The organism is Microcoleus sp. Pol8_D6 (assembly GCF_036700965.1).
Taxonomy (GTDB): domain Bacteria; phylum Cyanobacteriota; class Cyanobacteriia; order Cyanobacteriales; family Microcoleaceae; genus Microcoleus.
Genome location: NZ_JAUBPW010000020.1, coordinates 26555 through 44038, shown reverse-complemented (window position 1 = coordinate 44038; position 17484 = coordinate 26555). Strand labels below are relative to the sequence as shown.

Below are 17484 nucleotides of genomic sequence, written 5' to 3'. Positions count from 1 at the left end.
TGATAAACTAATTTAAATATCAATTACAGGCTGGTAGTGCCAGCAATTCTACCCGATATGCGATCGCTAGAGTCTCACAACAAATACCCAGATTGCTTGTGGATGCAATTTGAAGCAATTCCAGTTCCATCGGTTGCACCCCAAACCCAGCAGCTCGACATTCACTTGAGCCTGAATTTTAACGAGCATTGGGAACCCCTGCTAGGTGGTCGCGTCAAATTTGGTCTGCAAGGCGGAACGCTCAAACTCCATCTAGAAAACTGCGAAATACCCGTAGCATCACGTCAGTTAGTCGGTTCTTTCAAGCTTTTGCCAATAGGAGAAACCCTGGCTATTCAAAGCAGTGCAGAAATTTTAGTAACCGAAAGTCAGCAGGGAGTTCAGGGCGAGGAAAAGGCGGAAAAAACTAAGGAGACAGAGAGCATATTTTGTCACGTTTCCACAATCAGTGATGATAGAACGCCAGCTTGGATTTTTGCAGTAGAACAGGGCAAATCAGTATTAAAAGGTTTGCTAAAAAGTGCTAAGCTGGGAGAAATTTCTGCCAAAGAATTTCGGATTGCAGCGGCTTTTGAGGTGACTAAAGAAGATATTTATCTCACAGATGCTGAGGGTTTGTGGCCGCACGAAATCACGCCAAATCAACATTCGGTTTTAGAAAGAATCCTGACGATATACCTGCAAGAACATAAACTCAAACCTGCTCTCAGTTGGGCGCTATTATCCTACAATTTGCCTCCGATTGAACAGCCTGAAGAGGAAATTGTCCCGGAAGCTGAATCGGAATTGCAGGAAATGGTCGATCGCATTATTTCCGCTGAAACCGACAACTTTGTGGAGTTGGCAAAAATCGCCAATCTCAATCCCGCACTAGATTTCGCGGGTGGTAGCTTGCGCGGAACGACTTTAAGTGCAGTGGATTTTAGCAGCGCAAATCTCGATCGGGTAAATTTCCGGGGTGCAACCTTAAACGATGCCGATTTCAGCGACGCCAACCTGCAAAATGCCAAATTCGGCGGTGCAGATTTGAGTGGGGCTTTCTTAGGAAATGCTGATTTAAGCGGTACAGATTTGCACAAAGCAAGTCTAGCTTTAGCTAACCTCAGCGGTGCCAATTTGAGCGGCGCCAATCTACTGGAAGTGAACTTAACAAATACTAATTTCAGTGGTGCGAATGTCGAGTCAGCGAGGTTTGGGAACAATTCAGGAATGGATGAGGAGATGCAGGTGAATCTACAGCAGCGAGGCGCAATTTTTGAGGAGGTTTAGCCCGTAAGTGCGAGATCCCTTTTATTGAGCCGCCTCCATTGTGGCACGGGTGTCACGCCTGTGCGATGGAATTTCACCTTAAAACTAGCGCCTCTGAAGAAAGTTGCTTCTTAATGCTTAACTCTGTAACTAAATTTATAGAGAGTGAGGAACCGTAGCTGTTAAGAGGGTAAACAGGCATTTCTTGCCAACACTGACGGCAAAACCAGTATACTTGAGCTTGGCGAATGTGACGCAGCAGTTGATTGGTGCAGCAAGGACAGCTTGTCATAAAAACCTCTTTTTTACCGAAAGTGTATTTGTCTCTTGTTGCCAAGCGCTGTAAGCTGGGTGGAAGCAGCAACTCTCTGAATGTAGAGGTAACAAGTAAAGATTTGGTAAAGAATATAAGGTTGTTAAGGAAGTGATGCAAATCGAAATATTTCGTAAAAGTAGCAATAACTGAGAGAAATTGTATCCCACAATCCCCAAGTTCCCAGAGAGGATATTAAGATTGTCAACTCTTAAGAATCCTGCGTCTGCCATACCGGGGAGTGTCAATCATTCCATCCCAACATCTCTGCCACTTTTCCCGGCAGGGTGGTTGCTTCAAATGGTTTGCCAATTACCCCAGCAATACCCATTTCGGAAAATTTAGCCATATCGGTTGACAAAACTCTTGCTGTCAGCAGAATCACTGGAATAGATCGAGTTATGGGATTGGATTGGAGACTATCGTACACAGCAAACCCATCCATTCCCGGCATTGATATATCCAGCAAAATAGCGTTAGGTCGTTCTGTTTGTAGGATTTGTAAACATTCTTGTCCTGATTCTGCCACCAGGGTGTCCCATCCCGCCAGGTCTTCCAGGCACAACTGTACCAGTTCGCGGAGGTGTTCTTGGTCATCAACGATGAGAATTTGTTTCCCTGTCATCTTGTTTTCGGGAAGGAGACTGTCATCATCATTAGCTACTGGCAAAGCGTTCATTTTTTTTGGGTTGATTATAAATTAATTTTTCGGTCGCCAATTGCGTCTTAACTGCAAATTTGAGCAATCGCTCAAATTTGCAGTTGACAGTTGAATCCGAACTTGCAATGGCTGACCTCTCAATTCTTTAGCAAGCTGAATTGTTAAACTATCCTGGTGTATTTCAGTTCCATAGGTTTCAGGATGTACGCGGTGGGGCAACGGGATGAGACTTTGAAAGCCACTATGAAGGAAATACCCTTCTACTCCTGCTGCTTTGGTAGGTTTGCCTTGGATTAAAACAGTTTCTGGAGTGATGTGGAGATTCAATTTGATAAGATGAATGTCATAAATGTGAACTTTAAGTATCAGTGTCACATCCTTTTCTTGAATTTTAATACCTGCGATCGGTTTTTCCTCTGTATGAGCAATCCAAAGTGTGGATTGCTGACAATCAGTGGGCAAACCGAAAAAGGAACCTGCGAGATCCTGATTTATATCATTCCAAGCCTGAAAAGCATTCATTGACTCTCCTCCTAATGCAAAGAACTTTTAACTGCATAACAGAAGACTAAATAACAACGGTAAGGAATTGGTAAAGATTCCGTTATTGTTACAAAACTTCACAAAACTGGTGAAAGTCAATCAACCCATCCCAAAATCTCTGCTACTTCTTCCGTCAGGGTGATGGGTTCGATCGGTTTGGCAATTACCCCAGCTACCGCCATCTGGGCAAATTTAGCCCGATCGCTGGGCAAAACTTTCGCTGTCAGCAGAATCACTGGAATCGATCGAGTAATCGGATCTGACTGCAGGATCTCGTACACGGCAAACCCATCCATTCCCGGCATAGATACATCCAGCAAAATAGCGTTGGGTTGTTCTATTTGCAGTATTTGTAAACATTCCTCTCCCGATCCTGCCCCCACTGTTTCCCATCCGCCTAAATCTTCTAAGCAAGCCTGCACAAGTTCCCGAAGGTGTTCTTCATCGTCAACAACTAGAATTTGTCTGTCAGTCATGGGATTTTGGATTGGAGATTGTGGATTTGGGATTGATGCTACAGATTAATCTAAGCGTTATTCAATGGTGGGTAAGGGTAGGGTGAAACAAAATGTGCTGCCTTCACCTAAGATACTTTCCGCCCAGATTTTGCCGCCATGCTGCTCAACAATACTACGACAAATTGCTAAACCTAGACCGGTGCCTCCTTTTTCGCGGGAGTCGGAGGCATCAACTTGCTGAAATCGCCCAAAAATGAGTTCTAGTTTATCTGCTGGAATGCCTCGCCCGCCATCGCTAACTTGGAAGAGCACAAAGTCTGTCTGGTTTTCGGCACTCAGATGGATTGTGGAATCGGCAGGTGAGAATTTAATCGCATTACTGAGCAAATTTGTTAAGGTTTGGACGATCGCATCTCTTGTTGCCCAGACTTCTGAATCGGTGGGATTAACGATTAATGAGATCTGCTGTTGAGTTGCGATCGCCTGAATGCTATCTACTGCTTGCTGCATCAAATCGACAGCTTTGCAAACGGTTTTCTCGACAATTGTCCGCCCGGAGTCGAGGCGCTCCAAATCTAAAATATCATTAACCAGGTGCACTAATCGATTGGTATCTAGGAGGGCAATTTCAATCATGCGTCTAGATTTTTCGGGTTTTTTATCATAAACCCCACTTTTTATTAGTCCCAATGACATTTGAATTCCTGCCAAAGGAGTGCGAAGTTCATGGCTAACAATGCCAATGAACTCATTTTTAATGTGTTCTAGCTTGTGTCGGTCGGTAACATCTTCCCCAATGCTGATAGTTCCAATGATGTTTCCCTCTGCATCTTGCAGCATGGTATTGTTCCAGGCAATAAATCGTTCCTCACCCGATTTGGTTAAGATAAAATTTTGATAATAGGGATGATAGTTATGGGCTAACACTTCAGAAAAAACCATTTGAACCGATTGTTGATTAGAAGGGGGTAAGAAGTTTTCAAACCAATTTTTTCCCATAACTTCTGGGTGACTATATCCTGTAATTCTTAAGAAGAAAGGATTAACATAATTAACATTTGCATCGAGATCAAGTCCGACAACAATCAACTGCACGTTATCCAAGAGCGATCGCCAGCGTCGTTCGGCTTCTCGGATGGTGGCTTCGGCTTGCTGACGTTCTTGCAGTTCGACCTGAAGTTGTCGGTAGAGTTGGGATTGCTGAATGGCGATCGACAATTGGCTGGCAATCTGTTCAAGTAATTCTATTTCCCAGGATTGCCATTGACGAGGTGCAGTATTTTGGTAGATAGCTAACAAACCCCAGAGATTTTCTCTCAAAAATATCGGGAAAATTGCATAACTTTTTGCTTGAAATTGTTCTAATAGCTTGATATGACAGGGTTGAAGTTCAGCATAGTAAATATTATTAACCACAAAAGTTTCATTGTTTCGGAATCGACCGCCGTGAGTTTCTTGCAAATAGGTATCTACACAATTTTGTTGAAGATCGCTTCCTACCAGTTTTCTCCAACCCTCACCAACTGACTCCACAACAAAATCACCACTCCAATCAGGATTAAAGCGGTAAATGGCAGTGCGATCGGTTTGTAATGTCTCACTAATTTCAGTAACAGCAGTATTTAGAACAGCATTCAGATCCAAAGATTGGCGAATCCCTTGAGTAATCCTCCAGAGCAAATTTTCCTTTCGGGATTTCTGTAGTAAGGCTGCTTCCGCCTTTTGTCGAACATCTTCGAGGTGCTTCGCTACTGTGATATCTTGCTGAACTGCCACCAGAACATCGCCATACTCGGAATGCTTGAATACAGAGCAAGTAGCACTACACCAAAATGGAGTCCCATCTTTCTTGACATTCTGAACTTCATAGCTGAATTCACTGTTTTGTAAAACGGCAGACCGAATGGCTTGATTTACATCTTCAGGACTGACCGATGCGGTGGCATAGTTGAGAATCGAAACGTGCTGACCGTTGAGTTCGCCAAAGTCATAGCCAAACATCTGCTCAAATTTAGGATTGGCATAGACAATAACTCCATTATCTGCTCTTACTAAACAAATGCCTTCCGCCATGTTGCGGGTAATGACAGCCTGAAGATCCAGCATTTGTTCTTTTTGTTTGAGTTGAGTCAGATCCCGTAGACTGACGAGGACGCCGGAAATATTTTCACCTGCATCACGGAAAGGCGTATAGGTAACGCTCAAAAATTGCGGTACTAAATTGGGAGAGTCAAACCACTTTTCATACTGAATTGTTTCTCCCGCCAAACATCTATCTAAGCGAGGCTTGATGAAGTTATCAAACAACTCTGCACCCAGGATATTCCTAACAGAATTTCCGATAACTTCGCTTTCAGTTTTGTTGCACCAAGTCAAATAACCTTGATTGGCTATTTGATAAATATAGTTAATATTCATCAGCGCAATCCCATCTCTTGTATTGAATACGATGCGTTCATATTGGCGGAATGCTGCTTCAGTACATTTGCGATCGGTGATATCAAATACGCTAGAACGACTCATTATGAAATTACCTGCTTCATCATAAATTGCTGTAGCATTTAAGTTTATCCAAATGATTTTTCCGTTTTTATTCAAAATCTGAAGTTCTAAATTGTTAATCCAGCCTTGTTTTTTAAATAGGGGAAAATTTTGATAAAAAATATTTTGACTTTCAAGTGTCATTAAATCAACATATTTCTTTTTATGCACGATTTCATCGCGGGTATAGCCTAACCACTTCAGTTCCGTATCATTAATCATAATTATTGTTCCTGCTGCATCTAGGGAATGATAGCCACAGGGAGCATTATTATAGAGGTCTTCAACTTGATTGATATAGGGTTGCAAGCTATGGTTGACTGCACTGAGTTCTGCTGTCCCTTCTATGACTTGTTGTTCGAGTTCAGTATGGAGTTGTTGTAGGGAAATTCCTGCTTGTTGGCGCTCCCTCAGTTCCGTTTGTACTTGAGGAAATAAATCAGCTTGCTGAATGGCAATTCCAACTTGAGTTGCTAGCTGTCCCATGAGTTCAATTTCTGAAGCTTGCCATTCGCGAGGTGCTGCACAGTGATGGGCAATCAATAATCCCCAAAGTTCTTCTCCCTTAAGGATAGGAATAACCAGGTTAGCTCTAACTTGAAAATATGCCAGGAATTCCCGGTGACAAGTATCAATCCCGGCAGTATAAATATCTGATTTAGAGGTGAATAAGCCTTGTTTGAAGGGTTTGATATAGCTTTCACCCAAGCAAGGATCGTGGATCTGAGTGGATAAGATTGCTGTCCATTCTGAACCAACTGACTCTACCACCACATTTCCGCTCCAGTCTGGAGCAAATTGCAAGATAATTACGCGATCGCATTGCAGAATGTTTCTGATATCCGTGACCGTAGTGTTGAGAATATCTTCTAGTTTGAGGGATGCGGAGAGAGAAAGTGCTGTTTTAGCCAGGACTTGCTGTGGCTGTTGTTGCCATTTCCCATAATTTTCATCAGTATGTTCTATCATTAATCTACTTACTTAATTACATTTTTTAGATTGAGGCAGAAAGCGGGTTTTTAGCCTTCGTGCGTAAGTTCTATTTAACTATTCCCAGGCTTAAGTAAAGGACGAGAGCGCTTGATTCGGCTGAGTACCCGCGTGACTAATTCAGGCCCTAGTACCGGCTTGGTAATAAAATCATCGGCTCCCGCTGCAAAGGCTTGTTGGAGAGATTCTGGATCGGTATGGGCTGTCACCACCAAAATCGGTAAATTTTCACATTGGATATCCTGTCGGACAACCTGACACAATTCTAAGCCGTTGACGATCGGCATTTCTAGATCCAGCACTACTAAATGGGGCTCAGTGCTAATTAACACCTCCCAAAATTTCTGTGGTTCTTTGAGAGTTGTCACCTCAAGTCCCCAAGGAGTCAGCAACCCTGATAATTTAATCAGCATCACAGGGTCATCATCTACGATTAAGACTTTGGCTTCTGAAGTTTTGGGACTGGGTAAAACACGGGCGATGGCTCGAAAAATTTGCTCGGTGGTTGCAGGTTTGTGGAGAAATTGCTTAGCACCTAAGCGCGATACAGCCAAGCGATCGGCAAGACTATCTCGTCCGGTAAAAACGATTATAGGAAGAGTAGGCGATCGCTCGGTCAGTTCTCGCAGTAGCGTCAATCCATCTTCCTCTGTCTCTGCAAAGCTTAAATCTAGTAACATCACATCGGGCATTGACAAAGCAAGACGCGATCGGGCAGCAGTAATATTCGGCGCAATTTTCATCCGCAATCCCCAAGCTTCCGATTCTACTTTCAATCGCTCCGTTAATGCAGCATCATCATCAACGACCAAAACCCGATAGTTAAAATTTGAAATAGTAGAAACTGGTGCAGCCGTTGATGTAATCGGTGTTTTGTCTAACTCCTGATGTAATCCTGTCACCAATTCCGAAAAGCGGGTAATTTCCTCAGCAGTCAAAGAGCGATCGTTTATTAGTAAATGCTCTGCTGAGCGTGCCAATTTCGAGCCTTCGGGATAACCAAAAGATCCCAGAGAGCCTGCCAATTTATGAGCTTCATTTTTGGCCGCTTGCTGTAATTCTGGTGCTAAATTTCCTGCTAATAGATCAGTTTTTGCCTGTTCCAATACAGCAATTTGTTGGTTGAATACTCCCCGAAACCGCTCTAACACTTTGTCGCTCTCAGACTTATCTATCCGGCGAGATTGAGGTTTTTGGGTGCGCTCAATCCCAGGATTATTTGAACTAGACGAGGCAGATTGGGGGTACGGTTTCAGTCGATAGCCCATGCCATAAACTGTTTCGATAATTTCTTCACTTAAGCCACCGGCCTTCAGTTTCTTTCTGACATCCTTAATATGAGTGATAATAGCGCGATCGGTTGGTGCGTCGTCAAATCCCCACAGACGATCCAAAATAGCACTGCGGCTAAAGATGCGATCGGGATTTCGCAGCAATAATTCCAGCAGATTATATTCTGTCGCTGTCAGTGAAATTATTTGTTCGGCAAATGTCACTCTACCAGCATCCAAATCTAAACAAAGAGCTCCCCAAGTCAAAGTATTAGCCGGTGAATTCTGAGTAGAACCTCCTGGGGAAAGTGCTTTACTGCGTCGCAATAAAGTTCGGATTCTTGCCAGTAATACTTCCGTAGCAAAAGGCTTGCTGATGTAATCATCGGCTCCCGCATCGAAAAGAGCCACAACCTCCGCATCTGAATCCTTTGCCGTCATTAACAGGATCGGTTTGCAGTAGCCTTGCGATCGCAGTTGCCGACATAGACTAATTCCATCTAGTTTGGCAACCTGCACGTCTAACAAAATCAGGTCATACTCAATTGCTGCTGCCAAGTCTAGGCCAGCTTGTCCATCATTTGCCCGATCGAACCCGTAATGATTTGCTTCCAACACCTTAGCCAGTGTTGCACTCAGCCCTCCATCGTCCTCTACGAGCAGAATTTTTATCGGAGACTTCTTCATTTTAGCTGTGCGGTTCAATTTCCATGCGATCGACGCACTTTGATGTCAGGCCGAACCGTGGCTTTTAACTAAATCACCGCTACTCATTACTCCTGGTTTTATCTTACCATTTTTGCAGTCCCATAATCTAAAAATAGCTGTCACTTCCGCAGTTTAGATAAGACTGATCCCCCATCCATCCATCTGCGTCCATCCCCGTTTATCCGCCTGCATCTGCGGTTCAAAAAGAGCGATCGCCTCCAAAAAGAGCGATCGCCCTCCCAAACAAATTATGCTTCATCCTCCGACTTTACAGGAGCACGCCCAGAAATCACAATAAACCCAACAGACTCAAGAGTTATATGCGGGCGGCGAATACCAGCTAAAACCGCTTCACTCAACAAACTTTCGGTATTGATTTCATCAGCCAAAACCGATTCTAAAAGTTGTTCGGATTTAGAAAGTCGATGCAAGCGCAACTGCAATTGATTCACCCGGTTTTCGAGTTGGATAGCAGCAGTGACAGCAGATCGATCGCACATTTCCACAAAAGCCGATCGCCCGCGCAGCAATTCCTCCGATACCACCCGTCCCTTTTGACAAAAATCATCCCATTCTAGCGGATCGACAAAACTGTCAATCAGCGATGTGCGATTTTTCGACAAATTGTAATCCCGATTCGGCCCGCCTTTCCCCTTATAAGCCCGCTGCAAAATCGCTAGAATTTCCGCATCTTCCACCAGTGACATTTCTTCGCTGCGAGCATCTACAAACACAGTTTCAAAAATGGGCAGAAACAGAGCATCAGCGCGGCGCTGCAAAGCTTTCAAGTTGTAATTTTCGATATTTTGTGCTTGCAAAACTTGCTCTGCCGGTTGCACATCAGTCTGGATGGAATAATTAAACTGAAAGCCAAACCACTCCTTCCCGGGCTCCGCATCCCAACTTTCATCATGCCGCCACATGGCAAAAGCTTGACCGCGATCGTCCCAGCGAATATAAGAGCCAAGTGCATCGATCAATCCCTCACCAATTCGGTAAAGAGCGACATCCGCATTCTGATAAGCAATCCGGCGATTGTAACTACCATATTGCTGGCAATAAGGAACCAATCTGGTCATCAAATCGTTCGAGGGAATTAACGTTTTTTGAGTAGGTTTATAACGCATCAACCCCGATACACTCGGATGTTCTATTTGTTTGAAGTGAAGAGCTTGACAAATCCAACCTTCAGTAGCCCGCTGCATTTCTTTATGCTTAGCATCGCAGTTGTCGAGAGCTTCAAAATACTGAGATGCGCTGTCATCAAGAGTATCAATTTCATCCAGAACGTACTGTTCATCAATTTTGATTTTCTCTTGTTCGATTTCAGTTTTAATCGCTTCAATTTCGCTGGATAAGCCCTGGCCTCCCTCAGCAAACAACTTTTCTTCAAGTTTGAGAAGTTTTTCCTCAGCATAAAACTGAAGGCTGGCAATAGATTTGTTGAAGATATCAAACCCATCTTTTAAAACTTGAAACCAAGCTTCGTGGGGACTCTCCGGCATATCCGGGCCTGCAAACAAACAAAATTGCACTCCCATTTTGCTACCAATGCGATCGACTCTGCCGAGTCTTTGTTCTAACTGATGAGGAAACCACGGCAAATCGAAGTGAACTAACCAATCTGTCAATTGCAGATTTACCCCTGCTTCGGCCGATCGATCGCACACTAAGATAAAACAATGCGGTTCAGTCTTAAACCGCTTGAGACTAGCCTCAACATCATCAGCCGATTTTGTCGTGTCATGGCTGGCGATTGCATTTTTACCAAAAATTTTAGCTAAATTTTCCGCAATCTCTTTACAAGTTGCAGTAAAACTGGTAAAAATCACAATTTTCGGAAAACGCTCGCCTGGAATCGGCCGTTTAATTTGCTGTTGAATTCTCGACAGCAAATCGCGAGGTTTGCTGTGATACTCGCGCGGAACCTTCAAAGCAACTGCCAAAAATCGGAGAATCGCGATTCGTAACAAACTCAGTCGATCGAGTCCTTCCTGGGGCTTTTCCAGGGTGTTGAGCAAGGTTTCTAGCATTTCCCTTTCTTCGGGAAACAGCTCCGTTTTGGTCAAAATTGCTGTGTCATTTTGTCCAAATTCGCGATCGAGTTCTGGAGTCGATTTTTTCTGCAAGCGAGCTTTGACAACTCGTTCTAAAACATTCAGCCAAGTACCGGAAGCGCGGAAAAACAGCAGAAAAATTCTCTGATATTCGCTCGACTTAGGAGCAACTGTGCGCCATTTATCAAGTACGGTTTGAATTTCCGACCACTGTTCATCATTCAGATCATACTCAGTTTTGGGGACAGCATCTCGGTCGAAAATCACATCTTCCACCGCATCCCGGCGGTTGCGAAGGATGCGACGATGCAGGCGGTAGGTATCTCTAACATGAGTGCGAATAGTTCGGACAAGCCCAGCCTGTTCTGCTGTTTTTTTAGTTTTCAAACATTTTTCTAACTCTGTTGCTAATCCGATTAAATAATCATCTTTGGCAAAAATAGTACGGAATTGAGCGAGTTTTGTTTGCAAAACAGCAGGCTTGGCATTTTCTCGAAAATCTAGCAAAGCGCGACCGATTTCTTGACGGTTTTGCACCTGTTCTTTGAAATTTTCCAGGTCATCAAGACGGTAAGTTGTCGGGTCTAGCAAGTGCAGCATCGTTAGAAAATCTTGCTCGTGGCCGAGAACTGGCGTTGCAGATAATAACAATACATTTTTGCTTTTTTGAGCTAGTTTCTGACAGAGTTCAAACGACTGCTGCTGAGCGCGATCGCTCGAATGTGCCATTGCCGCCACATCATGGGCTTCATCAACAATCAGAAAATCTAGGTTAGCGTTGCGGCTAATTTGATTGATGTCGCTAACAGCAGCAAGCTGCACTCTGTCAGCAAAATGAGACAAATAGAATTTATTTTCCAACTCCTGCCGCCACTGTTCTAGCAGGTATTTCGGAACCAGTACCACAGCGCGTCCGTTGGGTTCATCTAGCAGAAATTGGCGGAGAATTGTCCCGGCTTCTACTGTTTTCCCTAGTCCTGGTTCGTCGGCTAATAAATAGCGCACGATTGGGTCTTCTAGGACGCGCCGGACGACTTCAACTTGGTGCGGATAGAGGTCTATGTTAGCAGAAATTAAACCGGTCATGCCGCGGCTGACGGCCCGCTGTTCGATCGCAGATTGAACGAATGCCAATCGGCGATCGTGAAAATACGGCGTTTCTTGGCCTTTGACTGCTAAAATGTCGATCGGATCGGCGATTGGGATATTGCAGCGAACGTAAAGTTCGCTTTCAACAGCTTGCAAACTTTGGCTGTCGGGGAGGTCAATTTCGTACTCTAATTTATCTTCATCCCAGTCATAAACTCGCCCAATTATCCATCTTTCCTGACTTGTACTCCAGAGATAGCAGCGGGTTTGGCGCTGAAGTCTAGCTTCTTGCAGCAAGCCCAAGGGTACAGTTTTGCGGATGCGGTTTTTAACTGAACAAAAATATTCAACTACCGCCTCGGTACGCGATACCTCGACAACTTTTCCGACTCCCAAATCGTTTCGGGGCGATCGAACTAACGAACCAACATCAATCATAATTTCAGCCTGACAATACTTACTAGATTACAGTAACGCCTGAGCGACTAGAATAACATTGCATCTTAGACTTCTTACATAAATCTTTGATTGATACGTCAACCGCAGATGTCAGGCAGATTAACACAGATAAACGCAGATAATTTTAAGAACTGAGAGCGAATGAAAGCAATCTTGTCTCTTGATTGCGGACAATTACGATCGCCCAAAAACAACGCCTGCATTCCCCGATTCCCATTTCGCGTATTTCTGCATAACACTAGCGTAAATTTCTGAGTCTGTAAACCCTGTTAACCAAGCTTGTAGCTGTGGCCAAGGCTGTTCGTTAAACCAAGCTGGGTCGGTATGAGCAAATTGACGGACAAAAGGTGCGATCGCCATATCAGCCAATGCTACATTGTTACCAAATAAATATTTAGTGGCGTTTAACTGTGAGTTGAGTTTTTCCAGCAATAAAGAACCTTCATAACGATGTACTTGGGCATCAACACCGGGATATCGATCGGGGTACTTATAACGGTCAAGATGATATTTAAATCTATCATCAAATAGAGCGATTAGTTCCAGCATTTCTGCAACAGAACCTTGCTGTGGCATCAACCATTTTTCAGGATCATTTTGCCTCAATGCCCATAACATGATATCGATACTTTGATCGAGTACGCGCCCGTCAACATCAATCAATATTGGTACTGTACCTTTGGCAGATACCTCCAACATCTCTGGTGGTTTGTCTCGCAAAACAACTTCCCGCAACTCACACACCCGATTGCTAACCATCAAGGCTAAGCGCGCGCGCATAGCATAGGGACAGCGACGGAAGGAATACAAAATCGGGTATGTTGCTGACATATAATATCAATTCCGGTTGCACCGGAATTATTGTTGACGGTTGACTGTTGACGGTTGACTGTTGACTCGATTTTATTATTCCCATGCAATCGGAAACGATATAATTAGTCGATCGCGCGATCGGGTTTTTCGGGTCAGAAACCCGGTTTCTTTCGATATTTCTCGTAGCCAAACCAGATTTTTCGTAGAAACGGGGTTTCTTTAAACTTAGTGAATAATAATAATATTAGTCGATCGCACCATCTACTTTTTCCTTCGCATCGTAGCGCGCGCCTATATGTACTTGGTTGCGACGCTTAGCAAGCTCAATCTGACGTTGACGTTCTGATAAGGCTTGTTTTTTGGTTTCAGTTTTGGAGTCATGACAATGAGGACAACTCACACCAAGTACAAATAATTCAGAAGCCTTATCTTCCTGACTAATCGGGTGACGACAACCGCGACAAAGTTCATAGTTTCCCGGCTTTAACCCCTGACCAACCGAAACCCGTTCATCAAACACAAAACATTCACCTTCCCAACGACTTTCGGCTTCCGGCACCGTTTCCAAATATTTTAAAATTCCACCTTCGAGATGATAGACTTCTTCAAAACCTTGAGTACGCAAAAAAGCAGTAGATTTCTCGCAGCGAATACCACCCGTGCAAAACATTGCCACCTTGGGTTTATTGCGTAAAGCAGTTTCCCGCAGCACCCATTCAGGTAACTCAGAAAAGCTGTTTGTTTTTGGATTAATAGCACCTTCAAAAGTACCCAGAGATACCTCGAAGTCGTTACGCACATCAACCACAACAACATCGGGATCGTCAAGCAGCTTATTCCACTCCTCCGGCTTAACATATTTGCCAGCCATGAGGCGGGGATTAATGTCCGGTACTCCCATCGTGACGATTTCGCGCTTCAAGCGTATTTTCAGGCGGTAAAAAGGTGCTTTTTCCGAGAAAGATTCCTTGTGCACGAGATCCGCAAAACGTGGGTCACTACGCAAGAATGCCAGCACTGCGTGTACGCCCTCGGACGGGCCGGCAATAGTGCCATTGATGCCTTCTGCGGCCAGCAAAATAGTGCCTTTGACGTTGTTGTTGTTGCAACAATCGAGTAGCGGTGCTTTCAGGTCAGCAAAATCGGGTAGTTCAACGAACTTATATAAAGCAGCGGTTAAGAAAGAAGCCATAGATTGAATTTATAGCAATAATTTAATTTTCATACTTCTATGAAAATTCAGTCAAAGCGGACGGTGGGACTCGAACCCACGACGTTCAGCATGGGAAGCTGACATTCTACCACTGAATTACGCCCGCGCTTGGTGTTTTTTAGTTGCTTTCACTTGCTTTCACTTTGGAGGCTGATCGCTAAAAAACCACTAGAAAAACATTGTACAACTATTTTCCGAGTTTGAGTATACCATTTTGACAATCAATTTTGGCCGATCGCCGATCGCACCTCCACCCGACAAAAAAGTCCTGCAGCAAAGGCAGGACTTAATCTGGCTTAAATACCCCGTCAATCTCTTCTCTTAGTCCGCGAAGGCGGACTTCGTTTGACAAGAAGCGGTTTCAACCGCCGATCGAGGGAGCTCAAGACTTTACCGTTAGACGAAGCGCAAAGAGTTGCTGTCAATAGCCAGGAAAGAAACTGATTGGACGATCGCAATCAATTCCTCCGAGCCCGAAGTCTTCTTGAAAATAGCGGTTCCAGCAGGCAATCCTTCGGGTGAAGCACCTAACTGGTAAGTGCTGGGAGCGCCTGGAAGTTGGAGGATATCTTCACTCGGGTTGAAACCGACAATCAAAGCGTAGTCGCCTGCGCCAGTGCCGGTATCGACACCATCGTTGTAGTAGAACTTGGTGGCATCTCCCAGCAAGAAAGTATCATTGCCTTCAGCGCCAATCAGGGTATCGATTTCGCCGCGCCCTGGATTAGCAGCAGTGCCGTCAACGCCACTGAGAATGTCGTTGCCTTCTTTGGCATAGAGGAAATCGTTGCCAGTACCGCCCAGCAAAGCATCATTATCTTTACCGCCGTAGAGGCTGTCGTTTCCAGCGTCGCCGGCTAAGGTATTGTTGCCTAGATCGCCGCTGATGGCATCGTTACCGTCGCCGCCAGACAAAACGTCCTCACCTTTTCCTCCTAACTGGGTATCGTTACCCTCGCCTCCAATCACGGTGTCATTGCCGTCGTTGCCAAATAGGAGATCGTTGCCGTCGTCGCCAAATAAGGCATCGTCTCCTTTGCCTCCGAAGAATGTGTTGTTTTCGCTATTGCCGATTAAGGTGTCGTTGCCTTTGTTGCCGTAGACGGGACTGTTAGCGTCGATCGCAATAATCACGTCATTGCTGTTGCTGCCGATATTCCCTGACGCTGAGCCTGTCGGTGCGGGTGCGTTTGTGAGTGTGAGTGCGATCGGAAGTGCGATCGTCTGAGCCGGTGCCGGAGTGAAAACGGGTGTAGGTGTTGTAGCCGGTGTGGGCGTCGTAGCCGGTGTGGGCGTCGGTGTGGGTGGCAGCGGTGGGAGTGCAACCGGTGTTGGCGCGGTGGGTGTTGGCGCCGTGGGTGTCGGCGCCGTGGGTGTCGGCGCCGTGGGTGTTGGCGCTGTGGGTGTTGGCGCTGTGGGTGTTGGCGCTGTGGGTGACTCTGGTAAATTAGCAGCCAGAATGTCGCTACCAGAGAGGTTGTTGATGGTTTCGATTAAGCCAGCACCCGCGACAGTCGGGGATGCACCGAAGAAGTCTAAAATCACCAAGTCATCAGCAGGGTTGGCGATTCCGTCTTGGTTGATATCAACTACCAGACTGGTACCTTGCCGCCCCAACCCCAGAGTTCCCGCCGCCAGCGACAAGGAAAGGTTTGTGCTGGTGCCGAAACCTATTTGCACATTATCGATACCGTCAGTATCCTGAATCTGACTCGACTTGCTGGTGGATGGATTGTAGAAATCGTTACCTCCACCGCCTCGCAGCACATCAGTCCCTTGATTACTACTGAAATAGGAATACAGCGTATCGTTACCTGCACCGCCTTCTAAAGTGCTGTTGGAACTACCTACACCGGTATAGAAGATATCATTGCCATCTCCCCCTAACAAGAGGCCACCACCATCCAAGATATCATCGCCCACACCTCCATCCAGGGTGCTATTGTTGCTGCCGCCACGGATGTCGTCATTTCCTGCACCCCCGCTGAGGCTGTTAGTACCGGCATTGCCCTTGATGGTGTCGTTGTCGGCACCGCCATCCAGCGTGTCATTGTCGTCGCCACCAAAGAGGCTGTCATTCCCCCCACCACCACTGAGGTTGTTATCTCCTGCACCGCCAAGCAAAGTGTCGCCACCATCTAAGCCAGCTAGGGTGTCATTGCCTTCTAAGCCTGAAAGGTTCTCATCACCGGCAGTGCCTATGAGGTTATCATCGCCGGGAGTACCTGTGGTTACATTGAGTCCGCCTGCTATCGTAGCCTCAGTAAGATTACCAGCGAGAATTGCTGTACTGGAGACACCATCGATGATTTCGATAAAGCCAGCACCCGGGACAGTCGCCGATGCACCAAAAAAGTCTAAAATCACAACGTCTTCGGCAGCCCTGGCTATCCCGTCTCTGTTGGTGTCAATCAGCAGGCTAGTACCTTGTCGGGCAAATCCCGCCTTTCCAGGCGATAGAGAAGGGACATTCGCATACTTCGAGAGGCTGCTCGCAACGAACATCCGATCTGCTGTACCGCTGGTGTCCTGAATCAGGGTTGCCCTGCCTTGCGGAGGTAAATAGAGATCGTTGCCTGCACCGCCTCGCAGCACGTTGCCGGAATTCGCATACTGGGCATTGATCGTATCGTCGCCAGCACCCCCATCTAATGTGGTATTTGAGGAGCTAAAAGAACCCTCATAAAGAAAGTCATTGCCATCTCCCCCCAAGAGGAGGCTGCCGCTGCCAAAGCTGAAGAGCCTATCATCGCCAGCACCGCCATCTAAGGTGTTATTGGAGCCAGAACCACTAAGAGAGTCATTGCCGTCTGCCCCAAAAATGCTGTCGTTGCCTAACCCGCCCTTGAGAGTGTCATCTAAGGATGTACCCAGAAATATTGCCATGTTTTTTTCCTGCTTACGGTAAACAGGCGAGGGCTAATTTTACTTAGCTACTACGCCCTAATTATCTATCAGTGCTTTTTCCCCAAAATTATGCAAACTTTCCAAAAAACTTTTTTTATGCAAAATTTGTTTCACTTGCGACAAAAGATGCTATTTATAATAGCATCGGATAAAGAAAAACATAATACTTTTGTTAATTAATACATTTACGTATATATTAATTAAATAAACGAA

Annotated in this window: 11 protein-coding genes and 1 tRNA gene; 1 reads left to right on the top strand and 11 read right to left on the bottom strand. The window is 45.3% G+C overall.

Going from position 1 to position 17484, the window contains the following annotated elements; all coding sequences use genetic code 11:
- Positions 1–36: 36 nt before the first annotated feature.
- Positions 37–1269, top strand: coding sequence for a pentapeptide repeat-containing protein (locus QUA10_RS10740; RefSeq protein ID WP_333080225.1), 1233 nt, complete (start codon positions 37–39; stop codon positions 1267–1269).
- A gap of 73 nt (positions 1270–1342) precedes the next feature.
- On the opposite strand, the gene QUA10_RS10735 is transcribed toward QUA10_RS10740, so the two are convergent.
- The 11 genes from QUA10_RS10735 to QUA10_RS10685 all read right to left on the bottom strand — a co-directional run bounded on the left by QUA10_RS10735 (position 1343) and on the right by QUA10_RS10685 (position 17250).
- Positions 1343–1540: a hypothetical protein gene (locus QUA10_RS10735; RefSeq protein ID WP_333080227.1), complete on the bottom strand. Its 198-nt coding sequence runs from the start codon at positions 1538–1540 to the stop codon at positions 1343–1345.
- A 265-nt stretch (positions 1541–1805) separates the two neighbouring features.
- Positions 1806–2186, bottom strand: a complete 381-nt coding sequence (locus QUA10_RS10730) for a response regulator (protein WP_333080515.1) — start codon at positions 2184–2186, stop codon at positions 1806–1808.
- A 75-nt stretch (positions 2187–2261) separates the two neighbouring features.
- Positions 2262–2744, bottom strand: a complete 483-nt coding sequence (locus tag QUA10_RS10725) for a hypothetical protein (RefSeq protein ID WP_333080229.1) — start codon at positions 2742–2744, stop codon at positions 2262–2264.
- 116 nt (positions 2745–2860) lie between these two features.
- Entirely contained in the window at positions 2861–3241 is a 381-nt protein-coding gene (locus QUA10_RS10720; protein WP_333080230.1) for a response regulator, read from the bottom strand.
- 57 nt (positions 3242–3298) lie between these two features.
- Positions 3299–6733, bottom strand: a complete 3435-nt coding sequence (locus tag QUA10_RS10715; protein ID WP_333080232.1) for a PAS domain S-box protein — start codon at positions 6731–6733, stop codon at positions 3299–3301.
- A gap of 74 nt (positions 6734–6807) precedes the next feature.
- Positions 6808–8712, bottom strand: coding sequence for a response regulator (locus QUA10_RS10710; RefSeq protein ID WP_333080233.1), 1905 nt, complete (start codon positions 8710–8712; stop codon positions 6808–6810).
- Between the two features lie 269 nt (positions 8713–8981).
- Positions 8982–12317 carry a protein DpdE gene (gene dpdE, locus QUA10_RS10705; protein ID WP_333080235.1) on the bottom strand — a complete coding sequence of 1112 codons (3336 nt, stop codon included), beginning with the start codon at positions 12315–12317 and terminating at the stop codon, positions 8982–8984.
- Positions 12318–12512: 195 nt separating this feature from the next.
- Positions 12513–13169 (bottom strand): glutathione S-transferase, encoded by a 657-nt coding sequence (locus QUA10_RS10700; protein ID WP_333080236.1) that lies wholly within the window; start codon positions 13167–13169, stop codon positions 12513–12515.
- A gap of 226 nt (positions 13170–13395) precedes the next feature.
- Positions 13396–14343: an oxygen-dependent tRNA uridine(34) hydroxylase TrhO gene (trhO, locus tag QUA10_RS10695; protein ID WP_333080238.1), complete on the bottom strand. Its 948-nt coding sequence runs from the start codon at positions 14341–14343 to the stop codon at positions 13396–13398.
- A 55-nt stretch (positions 14344–14398) separates the two neighbouring features.
- A tRNA-Gly gene (locus QUA10_RS10690) sits at positions 14399–14470 on the bottom strand.
- 290 nt (positions 14471–14760) lie between these two features.
- Entirely contained in the window at positions 14761–17250 is a 2490-nt protein-coding gene (locus QUA10_RS10685; protein ID WP_333080239.1) for a calcium-binding protein, read from the bottom strand.
- Positions 17251–17484 lie beyond the last annotated feature (234 nt).

What these genes read in the sequence shown, in the direction of transcription:
- QUA10_RS10730 (WP_333080515.1), bottom strand. Translation starts at nt 2,186, where the DNA reads ATGACAGGGAAACAAATTCTCATCGTTGATGACCAAGAACACCTCCGC.
- dpdE (WP_333080235.1), bottom strand. Translation starts at nt 12,317, where the DNA reads ATGATTGATGTTGGTTCGTTAGTTCGATCGCCCCGAAACGATTTGGGA.
- QUA10_RS10700 (WP_333080236.1), bottom strand. Translation starts at nt 13,169, where the DNA reads ATGTCAGCAACATACCCGATTTTGTATTCCTTCCGTCGCTGTCCCTAT.
- QUA10_RS10710 (WP_333080233.1), bottom strand. Translation starts at nt 8,712, where the DNA reads ATGAAGAAGTCTCCGATAAAAATTCTGCTCGTAGAGGACGATGGAGGG.
- QUA10_RS10735 (WP_333080227.1), bottom strand. Translation starts at nt 1,540, where the DNA reads ATGACAAGCTGTCCTTGCTGCACCAATCAACTGCTGCGTCACATTCGC.
- QUA10_RS10720 (WP_333080230.1), bottom strand. Translation starts at nt 3,241, where the DNA reads ATGACTGACAGACAAATTCTAGTTGTTGACGATGAAGAACACCTTCGG.
- QUA10_RS10715 (WP_333080232.1), bottom strand. Translation starts at nt 6,733, where the DNA reads ATGATAGAACATACTGATGAAAATTATGGGAAATGGCAACAACAGCCA.
- trhO (WP_333080238.1), bottom strand. Translation starts at nt 14,343, where the DNA reads ATGGCTTCTTTCTTAACCGCTGCTTTATATAAGTTCGTTGAACTACCC.
- QUA10_RS10725 (WP_333080229.1), bottom strand. Translation starts at nt 2,744, where the DNA reads ATGAATGCTTTTCAGGCTTGGAATGATATAAATCAGGATCTCGCAGGT.
- QUA10_RS10685 (WP_333080239.1), bottom strand. Translation starts at nt 17,250, where the DNA reads ATGGCAATATTTCTGGGTACATCCTTAGATGACACTCTCAAGGGCGGG.